The organism is Kribbella albertanoniae, assembly GCF_004348455.1.
Classification (GTDB): Bacteria; Actinomycetota; Actinomycetes; order Propionibacteriales; family Kribbellaceae; genus Kribbella; species Kribbella albertanoniae.
Window position 1 is genome coordinate 1 of sequence record NZ_SMKA01000029.1, and the last position, 15,119, is coordinate 15,119.

General features: G+C 65.5%; 15 protein-coding genes. 7 read left to right on the top strand and 8 right to left on the bottom strand.

Annotated features, from left to right (window positions below; genetic code table 11):
- Positions 1 to 569: hypothetical protein (locus tag E1261_RS09890; protein WP_132405056.1), on the bottom strand; the 569-nt coding region annotated here is incomplete at its 3' end.
- Between the two features lie 10 nt (positions 570 to 579).
- Entirely contained in the window at positions 580 to 1,398 is an 819-nt protein-coding gene (locus tag E1261_RS09895; RefSeq protein WP_132405058.1) for a tryptophan 2,3-dioxygenase, read from the bottom strand.
- A gap of 82 nt (positions 1,399 to 1,480) precedes the next feature.
- Between E1261_RS09895 and E1261_RS09900 the strand changes: the two genes are divergently transcribed.
- The 5 genes from E1261_RS09900 (at position 1,481) to E1261_RS45200 (ending at position 5,524) form a co-directional block, all read left to right on the top strand.
- Complete coding sequence (locus E1261_RS09900) at positions 1,481 to 1,945, top strand: hypothetical protein (protein ID WP_132405060.1); 465 nt, start codon at positions 1,481 to 1,483, stop codon at positions 1,943 to 1,945.
- A 66-nt stretch (positions 1,946 to 2,011) separates the two neighbouring features.
- Positions 2,012 to 3,469, top strand: coding sequence for a glycoside hydrolase family 76 protein (locus tag E1261_RS09905; RefSeq protein ID WP_132405062.1), 1,458 nt, complete (start codon positions 2,012 to 2,014; stop codon positions 3,467 to 3,469).
- 35 nt (positions 3,470 to 3,504) lie between these two features.
- Entirely contained in the window at positions 3,505 to 4,665 is a 1,161-nt protein-coding gene (locus E1261_RS09910) for an ROK family protein (protein WP_132405064.1), read from the top strand.
- A gap of 113 nt (positions 4,666 to 4,778) precedes the next feature.
- Positions 4,779 to 5,267, top strand: coding sequence for a DUF2505 domain-containing protein (locus E1261_RS09915; protein ID WP_132405066.1), 489 nt, complete (start codon positions 4,779 to 4,781; stop codon positions 5,265 to 5,267).
- An 80-nt stretch (positions 5,268 to 5,347) separates the two neighbouring features.
- Positions 5,348 to 5,524 (top strand): hypothetical protein, encoded by a 177-nt coding sequence (locus E1261_RS45200; RefSeq protein WP_165952439.1) that lies wholly within the window; start codon positions 5,348 to 5,350, stop codon positions 5,522 to 5,524.
- 4 nt (positions 5,525 to 5,528) lie between these two features.
- Here E1261_RS45200 and E1261_RS09920 read toward each other — a convergent pair whose 3' ends face one another.
- Positions 5,529 to 6,407: an esterase/lipase family protein gene (locus E1261_RS09920; protein ID WP_132405068.1), complete on the bottom strand. Its 879-nt coding sequence runs from the start codon at positions 6,405 to 6,407 to the stop codon at positions 5,529 to 5,531.
- Between the two features lie 139 nt (positions 6,408 to 6,546).
- Between E1261_RS09920 and E1261_RS09925 the strand changes: the two genes are divergently transcribed.
- Positions 6,547 to 7,179 (top strand): TetR/AcrR family transcriptional regulator, encoded by a 633-nt coding sequence (locus E1261_RS09925; protein ID WP_132405070.1) that lies wholly within the window; start codon positions 6,547 to 6,549, stop codon positions 7,177 to 7,179.
- A gap of 47 nt (positions 7,180 to 7,226) precedes the next feature.
- Here E1261_RS09925 and E1261_RS09930 read toward each other — a convergent pair whose 3' ends face one another.
- Complete coding sequence (locus tag E1261_RS09930) at positions 7,227 to 8,288, bottom strand: hypothetical protein (protein ID WP_132405072.1); 1,062 nt, start codon at positions 8,286 to 8,288, stop codon at positions 7,227 to 7,229.
- A gap of 102 nt (positions 8,289 to 8,390) precedes the next feature.
- On the bottom strand, positions 8,391 to 10,019 hold the full coding sequence (gene pruA, locus E1261_RS09935) for an L-glutamate gamma-semialdehyde dehydrogenase (protein WP_132405074.1): 1,629 nt from the start codon (positions 10,017 to 10,019) through the stop codon (positions 8,391 to 8,393).
- 102 nt (positions 10,020 to 10,121) lie between these two features.
- On the opposite strand from pruA, the gene E1261_RS09940 reads away from it, so the two are divergent.
- A complete protein-coding gene (locus E1261_RS09940) occupies positions 10,122 to 10,991 on the top strand; it encodes an alpha/beta fold hydrolase (protein ID WP_132405076.1) in 870 nt (289 codons plus the stop codon).
- Positions 10,992 to 11,046: 55 nt separating this feature from the next.
- Here the strand turns inward: E1261_RS09940 and E1261_RS09945 are convergent, their stop codons facing one another.
- The 3 genes from E1261_RS09945 to E1261_RS09960 form a co-directional block, all read right to left on the bottom strand.
- Positions 11,047 to 11,622 (bottom strand): hypothetical protein, encoded by a 576-nt coding sequence (locus E1261_RS09945; RefSeq protein WP_132405078.1) that lies wholly within the window; start codon positions 11,620 to 11,622, stop codon positions 11,047 to 11,049.
- Between the two features lie 819 nt (positions 11,623 to 12,441).
- On the bottom strand, positions 12,442 to 13,056 hold the full coding sequence (locus E1261_RS09955) for a T6SS immunity protein Tdi1 domain-containing protein (RefSeq protein WP_132405119.1): 615 nt from the start codon (positions 13,054 to 13,056) through the stop codon (positions 12,442 to 12,444).
- A 5-nt stretch (positions 13,057 to 13,061) separates the two neighbouring features.
- Positions 13,062 to 15,113: a polymorphic toxin-type HINT domain-containing protein gene (locus E1261_RS09960; protein ID WP_132405080.1), complete on the bottom strand. Its 2,052-nt coding sequence runs from the start codon at positions 15,111 to 15,113 to the stop codon at positions 13,062 to 13,064.
- Positions 15,114 to 15,119 lie beyond the last annotated feature (6 nt).

Sequence of the window (15,119 nt, forward strand, 5' to 3'; positions counted from 1 at the left end):
AGGGTGGCCAGCTGGCGGATGACGGTGGGGTCGCCTTCGCGCCAAGCTGCGACGGGGTCGTCTGAGATTCGGGCGAGTTTGTGCATGGGCTGATTGGCCATGGCGCGGAGGGCGAACAGGTCGAGGTCGGCGGCGTTGTCGATGAAGCGCTGGGCGGCGGTGGCGCGGCGGATGAAGCGAATGCGGCGCGGGAGCCAGATCAGGAGCGCGAAGAGGATGGGAAGGGTGATCGTGACCGCGGCAAGCACGTAGGCGAGTTGTTCGACGGCATGCGCCTGGTCGCGGCCGGCCTGGGCCATGCGCGCGGCGGCCGCGGCGGCGCCGTCGATGGGCGAGCGGAGTTCGTCGCCGACCGCGGGCACCTTGCCGATCGGTTCGGACAGCCGACGGAGGTCCTCGGCCAGGCCGTCACCAGCTTCGGCAGTCTTGCGGCCCGGCGCCCCGAGGGCGTTGGTGATGCGGAAGACCAGCAGGCCGACCTGCACGCACACATAGACCCATCCGACCAGCAACAGGTCGCCGAAAACCTGCCAGAACCGCTGCCGACCAACCTGCGAGTAGACCTTCATTGCCCAGACGCTAGAGGGAAGAGCGGAGATCCCACAGCAACGGGTAGTAACGAAGGTCGAGGCGGCTGCGGAGGTAGGTGGCGCCGGAGGAGCCGCCGGTGCCTGGTTTGGTGCCGATCATGCGTTCGACCATGACTACGTGGCGGGCGCGCCAGGCGGCGGCTAGTTCGTCGTGCTGGAGGAGGGCTTCGGCCAGCTCCCAGACGGCGCCGTAGTGGGCGCGGTCGCCGGCGACCTTGCGGAGGGCGTCGCTGATGGCGTCGTCCGTGTCGGTCTCGAAACCGGCATGACCCAGTACGGCGAGGAAGGCGTCCCACAGGCTTGGTTCGTCGAGCCGGCGCTCGAGGCGGGCGGTCTCGGCCTCGGTCAGGCCGCGGAACCGGCGTACGAAGGAGGGGTCCTTCGCGGCGGACAGGAACTCGATCTCCCGGAACTGGACCGACTGGAACCCGCTGGCCGGCGACAACCGGTGCCGGAACTCGCCGAAGTCCTGGGGGGTCATGGTCTCGAGGATGTCGACCTGCTGGGTGAGGGTGCGCTCGATCGTGTGCACTCGGCGCAGGAGGTGCTGGGCCAGCCACAGCTCGTCGTTCAGCATCGCGTCCCGGGAGGCTGTCAGCTCGTGCAGGACCTGCTTGAACCAGAGCTCGTAGACCTGGTGGATCGTGATGAACAGCAGCTCGTCGTGGGCCGGCGGGTTCGACTCCAGCCGTTGCTGGTCGAGCAGTTGCGGCAACCGTAGGTAACTGCCGTAGGTCAGTCGGCCACCTTCCTCACCGAAGTTGACCTCGACCCCGCCCCAGCGCCCCGCGACTACCTCGTCTGCCATGTGGCTGAGGCTATATCAGGCGGTTCGTGACCGGTCAGGCATTGGCTCGTTGGACCTGGGGTACGCCGATTCAAGGAGTTGCATGTCAGCCACGGTCGAAGCCCCGCTGATCCCCGGACCCGTCCAGGGGCCAACGCGGGAAGAGCCGTTGGTCGAGGCGCTGTTGCTGGACGACTACCGGTCGCTGGCCCGCCTGGCCTATCTGATTCTGCCGCCGTCGATCAGCCGCTCCCGGCGGATCGCGGCCGCGCACCGCGTCGTGCAGTACGCCGTACCTCCGGGGCTCCCGGTGCCGGATCGGGAGCCCCGTGAGTTCCTCCGCCGCCGGGTCGTCCAGGAGGCGGCGCGGCAGGCGGCGAACCGGCCGATGCTGGAGCGGCTGGGCAGTGTCTTCGCCCCCGCGGACCCGCCGAACTTCGACCCGTGCGCAATCGGTCTCGACCGCACCGCGATCGAGCGGCGGTGCCGGCGCGGCCGCCGGGTCGCCCTGGCCGGCACCGCGGTGCTCACCGCCTGCGTGCTGGCCGCGTTGCTGCTGATGTCTTGACGTCGCGTTAGCTGCCACCTACTTTCGGTTCACCGCCCACCCCCTACCGCCCCAGGGAGTCTCGTGATGTTCGGTGGAATCGTTTCCAGCCTCAGTTTGCTCATCACTCCACTCGGTGCCCCAGCGCCCGCGCCCGCGACCCCGGAGGTCCCCTTGGCGCCGCAAGCCACGATCTGCAACAAGTACTGCGACGCCCGCGACCCGGCGCTGTCCCCCGGGGACCGCTCGCCGGTGTCGGCGACCCTGTTCGGCCGGACCTTCCGGCTGCACTTCGACGACGCCGACGCGATGGGTTGGGGATCGATCGAGGGCGGCAGTCCCGGTGACGAGGTCTGGCTGGACCGCTCGATGGACGGCGGCCGCAGCTGGGCCGATGGCAGCAAACTCGGCGCCACCACGATCCCGGCCGGCCAGACCGGCTGGCGGACCCAGATGTACAACGTCGACGACTGGGCGAACGAGGGCGTCGGCGCGCTGCGCGTCTGCGGCAAGGCCGGCGACCGCCCCGACATCACCTGCTCCCCCTGGGCCCGTACGACGTGGAACGCCTGGGATCGCCGTACGGCGGCAGCGACCGCGCTGATGCAGGACTACAACCGGTCCACCGGACTGTGGCGAACCACCGGCTGGTGGAACTCAGCCAACGCGTTGAACGCGGTCATCGACAACATCCGCGTCAGTGGCATGAACAGCTACAAGTACGCGATCGGCCGCACCTACGACCTCAACCTGAACGCCGCCCAAGGACAGTTCCGCAACGACTACATCGACGACACCGGCTGGTGGGGTCTGACCTGGATCGCGGCGTACGACCTGACTGGGGAAGCGCGCTACCTGCAGACGGCTCGGGCCGACGCCGACCACATGGCGGCGCACTGGGACAACGTCTGTGGTGGCGGGGTCTGGTGGAGTCAGGCCAAGACCTACAAGAACGCGATCACCAACGCGCTCTACATCCAGCTCAGCGCGGCTCTGCACAACCGGATCGCCGGGGACACGACGTACCTGCAGCGTGCGCAGAGTGGCTGGACCTGGTTCCAGCAGAGCGGGATGATCAACAGTTCGAACCTGGTCAACGACGGGATCAGCCTGTCCACGTGCAAGAACAACGGCGATACCACCTGGACCTACAACCAGGGGGTTCCGATCGCGGCACTGGTCGAGTTGTCGAAGGCAACGAACAACTCGGCGTACCTGACGACGGCACGGCAGCTCGCCAACGCGTCGACGACTGCTGCCGGACTGCACACCTCCGACGGCATCTTGCGGGAGCCGTGTGAGGGTGGCGACTGCGGTGGCGACGGGCCGTCGTTCAAAGGGATCTACGCGCGGGCACTGACGTATCTGAACACCACACTGTCCGATCACCCCTACTCGACGTACCTGCGTCGCCAGGCGGATCGCGCGTACGCCGCGGACCGGACACCGATGGATCAGTACGGACTGCGCTGGTACGGCCCGCTCGACAAGGTGGACGGGGCTCGGCAGCAGTCGGCGCTGGACCTGCTCAACGCGCCGGTCTGATCGATTTGAGCCGGTCTCCGGCATAATTCGGCGGCATGAGTGCCGGGACGGATCTGGGTGGGCTGCGGCGGATCAACGAGTTGGCGATCCTGGCCGCGGTCCGCGCGGGTGCGGACACACTGACCGAGGTGGTGCGGGAGACCGGGCTGGCGCGGGCGTCGGTCGGTGAGGTGACACGTGATCTGGTCGCAAGCGGTTGGCTGAGCGAGGCGGCGCCGGTGGTGCGGGGTCGCGGGCGGCCGGCGGTTCGGTATGAGTACCGCGCTGGGGCGGGCGTGTTGATCGGGGCGGATATCGGGGCCTTCAATCTGCGGGTCGCGATTTCTGATCTGACTGGTCATCGCCTGACTCAATCCCGTCGGTTCACGACGCCAGAGGTGCCGGCGCGACAGCGGCTGAAGATCCTGGATGCGGCGATCAACGACTGCCTGCGCGACACCGGCCGCGACCGTGGGGACATCTGGGGTGTGGTCGCCGGAAGCACCGGGCGGGTCGGCGACGGACGCGTGCTGCTGTCGGCCGCCATCCCGGACTGGACAGGTGTGGACCTGGCCGGTCACCTCCGCCGAAGCCTCCCGGACGCACTGATAGCCATCGACAACGACAGCCGGCTGGCCTCCCTCGCCGAACAGAAGCTTGGACCGGGTCGGCCGGAGAGCCTCGTGCTCCTGCAGGCCGGGCGGCGGACCGGGCTTGGTTTGGTGATCAATGGTCGTCCGCACGCTGGCTTCGGTGGCGTTGCTGGTGACCTCAGCCGCTTTCCCGCGCTGAAGTGGGAGGGTGCGATGGAGTACCTCCAGCAGAGCGGGGTAGCGCCCACCTCGGGCGCGACGAAGGATCCGGTCGCCGACACCCTGAACGCGGCGATCGAAGGCTCGCCCGAGGCGCTGGCCGCAGTACGTCGATATATCCGGATGCTGGCCAACACCGCCGGCGCGGTGGTGTCGATCCTCGACCCCGAAGTGCTTGTCCTCGGCGGCTCACTCGCGGCGTACGGCGACCTGCTGCTGCCGCTGCTCGCCGCGGAACTCGAACTGCTCTGCCTGCGGATGCCCCGGCTCGAGGCGTCCACGCTCGGAGCCGATTGCGCCGTACTCGGTGCCCTTTGCGCGGCCGCCGAACTCGTCGACGGCGCCCTGATCGGCTCCGGCCCAGGCCCGCTCCCGACACACGCGCGCCCATTGGTTTCGATCTGAGCCCAAGGTTGGTTGCCAGGCTCTTATATCTATGGAGTCCGTCATAAATGAGGAGCTCCAATGTCGGGCAACGGCCCTGGTTGGTGACCGATGCGTAATGCAAAGATGGCGCCATGGAACTGAAGCTGTCCGCGTCGTACGACGCCACGCCCGAGGAAGTGTTCGCAGTCGTCACGGACAAGACGTTCCGTGAGCAGGCCTGCGAGAAGACCAACGCGTTGTCGTACGACGTGCAGGTGACCGAGTCCGGCGCCGACACGATCGTCAAGGTGACCCGGGAGATGGCGTCGGACGACGTACCGGACATCGCCCGCAAGTTCGTCGGCGGGACGCTGACCGTCGTCCAGACCGAGACCTGGCACGCGGCGGCCGCCGACGGGTCCCGCATGGCCGACGTGGCCGGGGAGATCACCAACACCCCGGTCACCCTGAAGGGCACCGCGAGCATCACCCCGGGCGGCGCTCAGTCCACCCAGGGCATCGTGCTGGACGTCAAGGTCGCCGTACCGCTGATCGGCAAGAAGATCGAGCCCTTCGTCGTCGACGCCATCCGCAAGGGTCTGGTGAAGGAGCACGAGCTCGGCCAGGACTGGACCAAGTAGAACCTTCGTGTGTCGCTGCCGGGTCAACAGGCCCGGCGGTGGCACGCTGTGGAGTGAGTGCTCCCTGGAGGTGAGCCTGGATGCGGAAACTGCTCCTGTACGCCGACACCGCCCAGTACTGCGTGATCTGCGCAGGCACGATGCCGTTCGAACGCGTCGCCGCCGTTGATCACGACCACGACGAAACGACCGAGCTGATCTGCGTGGCCTGCGGGTACGCGCTGCTCGTCGACCCACCACTGCAGAACTCCGCCTAAGCCCCTAGACCGGCGGGCCGAAGAAGCACACGACGCGTTTGGCGTGGGCTGGGTCCAGCGCGTTGGCCACCAGCTGGGCGACAGTCGGGTCGAAGGCCAGGCCGACGTGACCGACCGGGTCGAGCGGGCAGGTGTCCTGGACGAACTGGTTGGTGACACCGGCTTCACGGATGAACGATGTCTCGTGCGGGACGACCAGCGGGTCGAAACGACTGGCGATCACCGTGTACTTGACGCCGGACTGGGCGATCGGGCCGGCCGTCACCTGCTCCACCGCCGTACCGCCGACGATCAGCTCGTCACACGCCGGGCAGCCGAACTGCCGCAGTACCTGATCGACGACCGGACGCAGTCCGAGGTAGTCGGCGACGGTCACCAGGCCGCCGAACGTGGTCCCGTGGGTCGGTGGCGCCAGGGCAACGACCTTCCCGACCTGACCGGCGTACCCCAGGATCTTGGGACCGTAGATGCTCTGGAAGGCCCCTTCGGAGTGACCGACGAGGTCCACCTTGGCAGCGCCGGTGGCCGTGCGGACGCGCTGGACGAAGGCCTCGATCTGAGCGGCCGACTCGGCGATCGGGATCGTGCCGCCGACCGGAAGCAGCGGGCTCGCCTGGCCGTAGGTCAGTGTGAAAGCGCAGTACCCCTTCCCAGCCAGGTACGGGCCGAGATAGGAGTAGTTGCCGGGGCCGTTGCCGCCCAGTCCGTGCAGGAGCACGAGCGGGTTGGGATGCGCGGCCGACGGCTTGCAGGACCAGTTGTCGAACCCGGACGTCGGTGTCACTGTCGGGGCAGCGGTGGCGGGCGTCGTGGTAACCAGGGCGGTTGTCACCACGGCGCTTGCCACCAGCGCGGCAAGGGTTCTTCGGAGGCGATTGGACATTGCGGGCTCCCCGTGACGTATCGTTCGGTGACCGGCGGGTAACCGAGAGTTGAGCACGTCTTCGGGTTATTGACAAGAGCTCGTGTTCAAAACCAGCTCTGCTGGTTACAGAACCGGAACCGGGGGTAACGTCCAGCGCATGAGTAGGACCATTCGGGGACTGGACGCCGAGCAGCGACGGGCGGAGCGACGCGAGCAACTGCTCGACGCGGCGCTCAAACTGTTCGCGGCCAACGGCTATCTCGCTACGTCGATCGAGCAGATCTGTACGACGGCGTACATCGGCACCAAGAGCTTCTACGAGCTGTTCACGAGCCGCGAGGAGTGTTACGTCGCCGTACTGCGGCGGACGTCGGACCGGCTCGAGGCACAGATGCTGGAGGCCGCCCGGCAGGCCACGGGGAACGAGCGGCAGGAGGCACCGCGGCTGCTCGCGACTTTCGTGCACGCGCTCGTCGATGATCCGCAGGTCACCCGAGTCACCTTCGGCATGGCGTCGGGGATCTCGGAGAGCGTCGAGCGCGAGCGGCGAGCCAACCGCCGCTGGGCGGCCGGCTTCCTCGAACAGCTCTGGGACGTGTACGACGGCCCGCCGGCCGATGAGTTGCGGACGGTTCGGCACGGCGTGGCGATCGGGCTGGTCGGCGGCATGTTCGACCTGATCTCCGACTGGCTGCTGGACGCCGACCTCACGAACCAGCAGCAGATCGAAGCCCTCATCGACGACCTGACGACCTTCTACATCACGGTGCGCCGCGGCCTCACCAGATAGCGTCCGAACGACTGCAGTGCCTGGTCGGCGTGTTTTCGGACGTTACGTCATTCGAAGACAAGCGTGCGGAGGGCGACGTGGCCTTCTTCGTCGATGACGTAGTGGGCGTGGCCTTCGTGGTCGACGGCGATGCCCTCGATCCGGCGGATTCCGCCGAAGTGGTGCATCGTCTTGGTGCCGACCGGGCCGCTCTCCGTCGTCAGCTCGAAGCGGACGTGCTCGGAGTCGGCGAGCGCGCCTTCCGGGTGGTCGGCGAGGACAGTCGCGGACTTGCCGGAGGCGTCCAGGTCACCGACGATCGCGTCGAACTCCACCCCGTCGCGGGTGTCGAGCGCGCGGAGTCCGGCCGGGGCCTCCCGAGTGCCGACGTCATTCAGCACCCAGACCCGACCACAACGCGGTACGGCGTCCGGGTCGGCGAACAGTTCGTCGACATTCTCCAGCTCGACCACGAGCGGATGCCCGTCCGCCGTGACCGGATAGCGCAGGCCGAGCAGCAATTTGCCCTCGGCACTGAACTCGGCGGCCTCGATGTTGACCGGGTGATCCGTCGCGCGGACAGTCCCACTCCAGCGCTTCGCCTTCAACTCCCCGGTCGCGATAGTGGCATCGACGTACACCTGCTGTCCCAGTGGGCCGAGCGGGAGCAGATCAATCCCCGCGAGCGCGTCATTGATCGCCCGGTGCAGACCGAAGCGCATCCGCACCACCTCGAGCTCAGCCGGCGTACCGTCATCCAGCGTGCGACCGATGGAGGCCTCGCTGACGCGGGCGATCCAGGAGCGCTTGGCAGCGAGCGGTCCGCGCTTCTTGCCGAACTGCGAGCCGACCAGGTAGACGTACCCGTCGCGGGACGCACAGGCCTCGGCGTCCTCGGTGCGGCCGTTGTGGATTCCGGCGTCGGCCGGCACCCGGACCGCCGTCCAGCCCTCGTCGAGCGGCGCGCCTGCGGCATGAGCCAGCAGGGCGATCGCGTTCTCCGCGGTCGCCTCGTCGAGCACCGTCACGAACGCTCGCTCCCAGCCGCGCCGTACCAGCTCGTCGGGGCCGAAGACGCGGCACAGGTCAGATGCTTCGTTGGGATCGAGGTGCAGATCGGTCTCATGCATACCTGGTAGACGCTCCGGCAGCCTCGATTGATTCCGCTGTTCGGAGATCCCCGGGACATCCCTGAGCGAATCCAGGGTGTCCCGGGGGATCTTGCTTAAGGCTCAGCCCTGGTGCGGGTAGCGGTAGTCGGTCGGCGGCGTGAAGGTCTCCTTCATCGACCGCGGCGAGGCCCAGCGGATCAGGTTCCACATCGAGCCGGCCTTGTCGTTCGTCCCGGAGGCGCGGGCGCCACCGAACGGCTGCTGGCCGACGACAGCGCCGGTCGGCTTGTCGTTGACGTAGAAGTTGCCGGCCGCGAACCGCAGGTAGTCCGCCGCCTCGGCCACCGCGTGCCGGTCCTGGGCGATGATCGCCCCAGTCAGCCCGTACGGCGCCGAGTGCTCCATGCCCTTGAGCACCGACGAGTAGTCGGCGTCGTCGTACACGTGCACGCCGAGGATCGGACCGAAGTACTCGGTCGTGAAGATCTCGTCGGTCGGGTCGTCGGAGACCAGCAGCGTCGGCCGGACGAAGTACCCCTCGGAGTCGTCATAGGTGCCGCCGGCAACGACCTGGATCGCGTCGGTCGCCGCGGCCCGGTCCAGCGCCGCCTTGTGCTTGGCGAACGCGCGGTCGTCGATCACGGCGCCGATGAAGTTCGACAGGTCGGAGACATCGCCCTGGGTCAGCGAGTCGGTCTCGGCGACGATGTCGTCCTTGATCAGGTTCCACACCGAGCGCGGCACGTACGACCGGCTGGCGGCCGAGCACTTCTGCCCCTGGTACTCGAAGGCGCCCCGAACCATCGCGGTCTTCAGCACCGCCGGGTCGGCCGACGGGTGCGCGAGGATGAAGTCCTTGCCACCGGTCTCCCCGACGAGCCGCGGATAAGTCTTGTACGACGCGATGTTCGTCCCGACCGTCGACCACAGCGACTGGAACGTCTTCGTCGAACCGGTGAAGTGGATCCCCGCCAGATCCGGGTGCGTCAGCGCAGCCTTGCTGACGTCGATGCCGTCACCGGTGACCAGGTTGATCACACCCGCCGGCAGCCCGGCGGCCTCGAACAGCCGCATCGTCCAGTGCGCCGCGAACTGCTGCGTCGGCGACGCCTTCCAGACCACGGTGTTACCCATCAGCGCGGGCGCGGTCGGCAAGTTGCCGGCGATCGCGGTGAAGTTGAACGGCGTGATCGCGTAGACGAACCCCTCGAGCGGGCGGTAGTCGACCCGGTTCCAGATCCCCGGGCTCGAGATCGGCTGGTCGTTGATGATGTTGCGCGCGAACGCGACGTTGAACCGCAGGAAGTCGATCAGCTCACAGGCCGCGTCGATCTCGGCCTGCTGAACCGTCTTCGACTGACCGAGCATGGTCGCCGCGTTCAGCGTGTCCCGCCACGGCCCGGCCAGCAAATCGGCCGCCTTCAGGAAGATCGCCGCCCGGTCATCGAAGGACAGCGCGCGCCAGCTCGGCGCCGCCGCCAGCGCCGCGTCCACGGCTGCCTTCCCGTCCGCTTCCGTCGCGTTGCCCAAAGTTCCAAGAACATGGGCATGCTTGTGCGGCTGCACCACCTGGATCGAGGCCCCACCACCAAGCCGCTGCTCACCACCGATCGTGCACGTCAGATCAATCGCGCCCGCGGCGTTGAACTCCTTCAGCTTCGCCTCCAGACTCACCCGCTCGGCTGATCCGGGCGCATAGCCCTTGACCGGCTCGTTCACAGGGGTCGGGACTGCAGTGACGGCATCCATGGGGTGCGGCGCTCCTCGGTCGGCTCTACTGGATCTCAGCTTGGCGATCTCATCGTGCCACGACCAACCCCAGACCACGAACCTGACAGGTACGTTCAACATATGAGCGGAGTCGGACACTTCACAAGCACACAAGCCCAGGCCTCATACCTCGCGTTGTACGACGCGACGATCGCAGCGATCCCCGGTTCGCCGGTGGTCCGCGACGTACCGACCACGTACGGCCAGGTCCGCGTCTACCGCTGGGGCACGGCCGAGGGAACGCCGTTCGTGTTGTTGCACGGCCGCGGCGCCACCACCGCCATGTGGGAGCCAAACATCCCGGCCCTGGCCGCCGAGCGCACCGTCTACGCCCTCGACTCCCTGGGCGAACCCGGCCGAAGCATCCAAACCCTCCCCATCCGAACCTCAGCCGACCAAGCCGCCTGGCTAACCGAGGTCCTCGACTCTTTGGAAATCGAGCAGGCCCACTTCGCCGGCGTCTCCGGCGGCGGCTGGCTAACCTTCAACCAAGCCCTCCACACCCCCGACCGCGTCGCGTCCGCCGCGTTAATTGAGCCGGCCAACGTCCTGGCCCACTTCTCCCCGAAGTTCCTCCTAGCCGGCCTCTCCCTACTCCCCGGCATCCCCCAACGCCACGGCGACCGCTTCCTGGCCTGGGTCTCCGGCAACCCCGACATGACCCTCCCCATAGCCCAACTCCTAACCAAAGGCATGCGCAACTACCGCATGGCCCTCCCCATGCCCCAGTACGGCAGCGACGACCTCCTCCGCAGCCTCAAAGTCCCCGTCCTAGCCCTCCTAGGCGGCCGCACAGTCCCCCACAACCCCCACAAAGCAGCCCACCGAGCCCAATCCCTAATCCCCAACAACCAAACCGAAATCTGGCCCGAAGCCACCCACGCGTTGTCCGGCGAGTTCCCGGACCAACTGAACGCACGGCTCCTGAAGTTCGCCGAGCAGTTCTCGTAGAACTCCTCAGCGACACCGCTCTTCGGCGCGAGCGAGTGATGAAGCGCCGCCCTACCTAGTGGAAGGCCGTTCTGAGCGCCTCGATGTGGCCCCTGCCTATGGTCCGAGCCTGATCTCTGAGGACGGCCAGGTCAACCGAAGCGAAATCCGCGGAGAGAGTTTCCATGTCGCGGAGCTGGGTCGCTATCTCTTGTTCGTAGCGGTTGGATTCTCCAGCGACCGCATCGTCGATAAACCCAGCGGAGTTGAGATTGTGGTTCGAGGTGTACGTGATGTTGTCCGAGTCGCCGGTAACCAAGTAAGTGTAGGCGTCGTACATCGCTGCTACTGCATCGAACGCGAACGCCAGGATTCCTGGCGGCTTGTCGTCGCCTTCCGTTTGCATTTCTGAAAAGGCGTCGATTCGCTCCTGGTGCGACGCCCGCTCCTCGGGGGACAGGCCGGCTGCGACCCAGAGGTCTTCGAGGAGGCGCAGGTACGTCTCAACATCCGCGCCACGATCTTGTTCGGATGCTACGGCCAGGAAGAATACGTCTGAGCCGCGCTCCACACAGCTGGCTGCGAAGTAGACCTGGGCCTTCTCTCCCGCATCCCGAAGGAAGCGGGAGAGAGCATCGTCGACAGCTACCATTCGAACATCCTGATCAATAGTGCATTCTCTTCAGCGTGGAGTCCGAGAATGTTATCCGCGGCCGCCTCCCTTGTAGCAGCACCGCCCGGCCGAGCCCTATCAGCATAAACCACTCAGTGCCCTGACGTCCGCGACAAGCAGTCCGTAGGCAGGGCCAGCCACGTCAGTCTGACGTTGCGCGGTCCAGAACAGCGAGGAGTCAGGAAGCGCATCGGCAATCTTTTACGCCTTGCGTATACATCAGCAACCTCCACCGTACCTGCGAGTATGGTTCACAGCACACCATCTCGGTCTTCCACGGGTCCGACCGGGACCGTCGCGTGCACCATTAGATGGGAATCCTTGCGACTGAATCTTCCGGTACGGAAGCCGACAAACTCGTTGGGCACCAACCGCCCGTCGACATAGGAACGACGTTCACCCCGCAGCGGACCGTCGAGTCCTTCACACGCAGATCTAACCCGTTTATCAAGAGAATTGATGGCCTTCTTCCACTCCATATTCTCGCGATCCGAGTCGCCTAACACGGGGCCGACCGACAACAACCGACTACCTCAGTCATCCTAGCTACCTGCCCATGGCTCACGGTTGAGCGGACCAAGGTTTCGCTCAACACGCCTTCAGGTCGCCAGGCTTGGTAACCTGCGAACCCATCCAGGACTTGTGAGTCTCAATCCGCGAGGTACCGACTGATTCGGGCGTCCCGCCTTCCTAAGGCAGAAGTCGACCGAGCAACGACCCCCTCGACAAACTGGCGAGAGGTTTAATTATCGTCCCGGTCTTCGCCACAGACCGCGGGCGGATCGACACGCAAAGACTCTAGCTCAGATCTATTCCAGCAATCGGGTTCCCGAGACCAACTTCTCTGGCTTGCGCTCGCAATTGCCCCATGATGCCCCAATAGACCTCAATGTCTGACAATTCCAGATTCTCAACTTGATCTTTCCCACCAAGGAACAGTGGCACTTGGTATCCAGCACATTGATCAAAGCCAAGCGAGCCTGGAGACTGCGATCGCCACTGCGCATAGAAATTGACAGCAAGAGCTTCATCCGAATAGTCAACGAGCTCTTCGTCATGGAATTTCGAGAAGGGCACCGGAATCTCCAATGCTTCCCCAGCACCCGGCTCGATCAGCATCACCTCAGGGTCCGAGGCCTCGCCTCGCGCTCGGTCGGCAGCAAACTGCCGACCGAGCCAATCGAATCCGAAGATCTCGAAGCGACCTTTAAACTCCGGAAAGGCGTCATCAACCCACGCCTTCGCGACCGCCGCCGACGATTCACCATGAATTCGATACAGCCCATCGCGGAAGGTGCACCCGCCAAATCGCGCGCGCACCTCTTGCAACGGCGTCAAACCTACGAATTCCGCAGCGTCGGAAACTTGACCATCGGTCAAATCAAAGTCGTTCCTGAATCTATCCAATAGCATGCGTTTCACCTATCACATATTGAGATACTGCAAACCCGATCCCCTATTTTCAGTCCCTTATTCGCGAGCTGGAGCTGAATTTGTTTACCCAAACTTCTATTCACAGATAAATGCAAGGGGTTCATATTTAGAATATTGTCCGCTCCACCCAATTGCAGGTCGATGACATGATCCACGTCATGTTTATCAGGCACCGAGTTGCCAGCAGCCTTATATCGACGGCTGGCCGAGCCTGCACGCTCGACCTTGGTAACCACAAGTCTCGCGTTGTTGAGAGCAGCGACCTTGGCGTCGGCCGCTGCACGCTGAGCAGCCGACCAGCCTGGCTTGTAGGTCAGGGCCAGATGCGCTCCATCACATACATTGTGCACCAAGACCGACTGGTCACCGACATGGTAGGTGTGGATTTCTCGCACGCTGAGGTTGTAGGCCAGTGCTGCGTGCTTCGTTCCGGGTCTCAGACCGGAGACCGTCATGAGGCTGCCGTCGGCCCCCAGGACCTGCTCACCCGACCCAAGTTGGTCGGCGCGTTCGAAGCGCCGATCTGTGACCGACCAGAAGGGATGGTCCTCGGTGGTGGTGATGGTTTCGCCGTCGACCTCGAGGTCTACGACCGTGTCGTCGTGAACGAACACGTGCTCGACAGCCTTGGCGGCCTGCTCACCCGTCTCGGGATCTGAGGCGATGACTTCATCGCCGACGCGGACGTCTTGGATCGGCTTGTGGCTGCCGTCCGCCATGAGAACGGTAGTTCTGCCGGCGAATGAGCAGGAGGCGGCAGCGGTCTTTCCCAGGACCTTGGCTCCGAGCGCACCCACTAACTTTCCGGCTGCCCCTCCTGCGGCACCTGTAGCACCTCCAATGGCGACTTCCTTCGCGAGATTGGCAGTGCTGAACGACTGGTTGTCATCCAGAGCGACTTCGGCGCCGTAGCCGAGCCCGGCCCCCGCAGCGCCGGCGACAGCGCCGGCGATGATGACGCAACCCACGCCTGCGGTTCCTACGCAGAACGCAGCCGCGCCAGCGATTGCGACTCCGATAGCTATGCCTGTGCCGATTTCGGAGGCGTGTTCTTTGGCCCATTCGTGGGCGTGGTCAACGACGTCGACCACGTTGTCGGCTACTCGGTCGTACCAGCGCTTTTTCTTCTTTTTTGGGTGGTTGCTGCCGCCGTCGTCGTTGCCGCCGCCATCGCCGTAGCCGCCGTTGGGGCCTCTGGGGTTGGGATTGTCGTTGACGCAGCCCTTGCAATACTCCGTGTCGACGTCGTCGTCGGTGTAGCCACCGCCTCCCTCGCCGTCATCGGAGTTGATGAGGCCGGTGGGGTCGGAGCCGGAGACGGGGTTGTCGTTGGCGTAGGTGTAGCCGAGCATTTGCTGGGGGTCGTTGGGGTCCAGCAGGGGATCGAGGCTGATGAAGCGACCGATGGTTGGGTCGTATTCGCGAGCGCCGACTGTGGTGAGGCCGGTGACCTTGTCTTCCGGCTTGTTGAGGAAGCCATTATCGTCGGGCCAGGCGGTTGGCTCGGCGCCTCGGGGGTCGCCGAAGGGTTTGGCGTAGCGCTTGGTTGGGGTCAGGGTTGCCGCGTTGACCGCTACCTGGGAGGTGCCGTGGTAGTCGGTGACCAGCCAGGACAGGTCCGAGGTGGGGGTGCCGTTGTCGGAGCGGACAGCGATGGTTTGGCCGTTGAACGAGTACTGGCGCTTGCCTTGGACCTTCCTGGTGGCCTTGTTGAGGGTCACCTCGAGCTCGCCTAGGAAGACCGTTACCTCGGTCGGGTTGCGGCGGACCAGGAGGTTGCCGTCGGCGTCGTAGACGTAGTCGGTGTCGCCTTCGGTGCTCGAGAGCTTGGTCAGCTTGCCCTGGGCGTTCCAGTCCAGGGTCTGATCGGGACGGACCGTGGTGTTACCGCGGGCGTCGTAGTCGAAGGCCTTCGGCGCGCCGGCGCCTGGGCCGGTCTGGGTCACGCCAGCCAGAGTGTGTGGCTGGTCAGTGTTGTAGTTGAAGGTGCTGGTGGTATTACCAGCGGTTGAGTGGTCGACCTGGGTCTTGCGCAAGCCAGT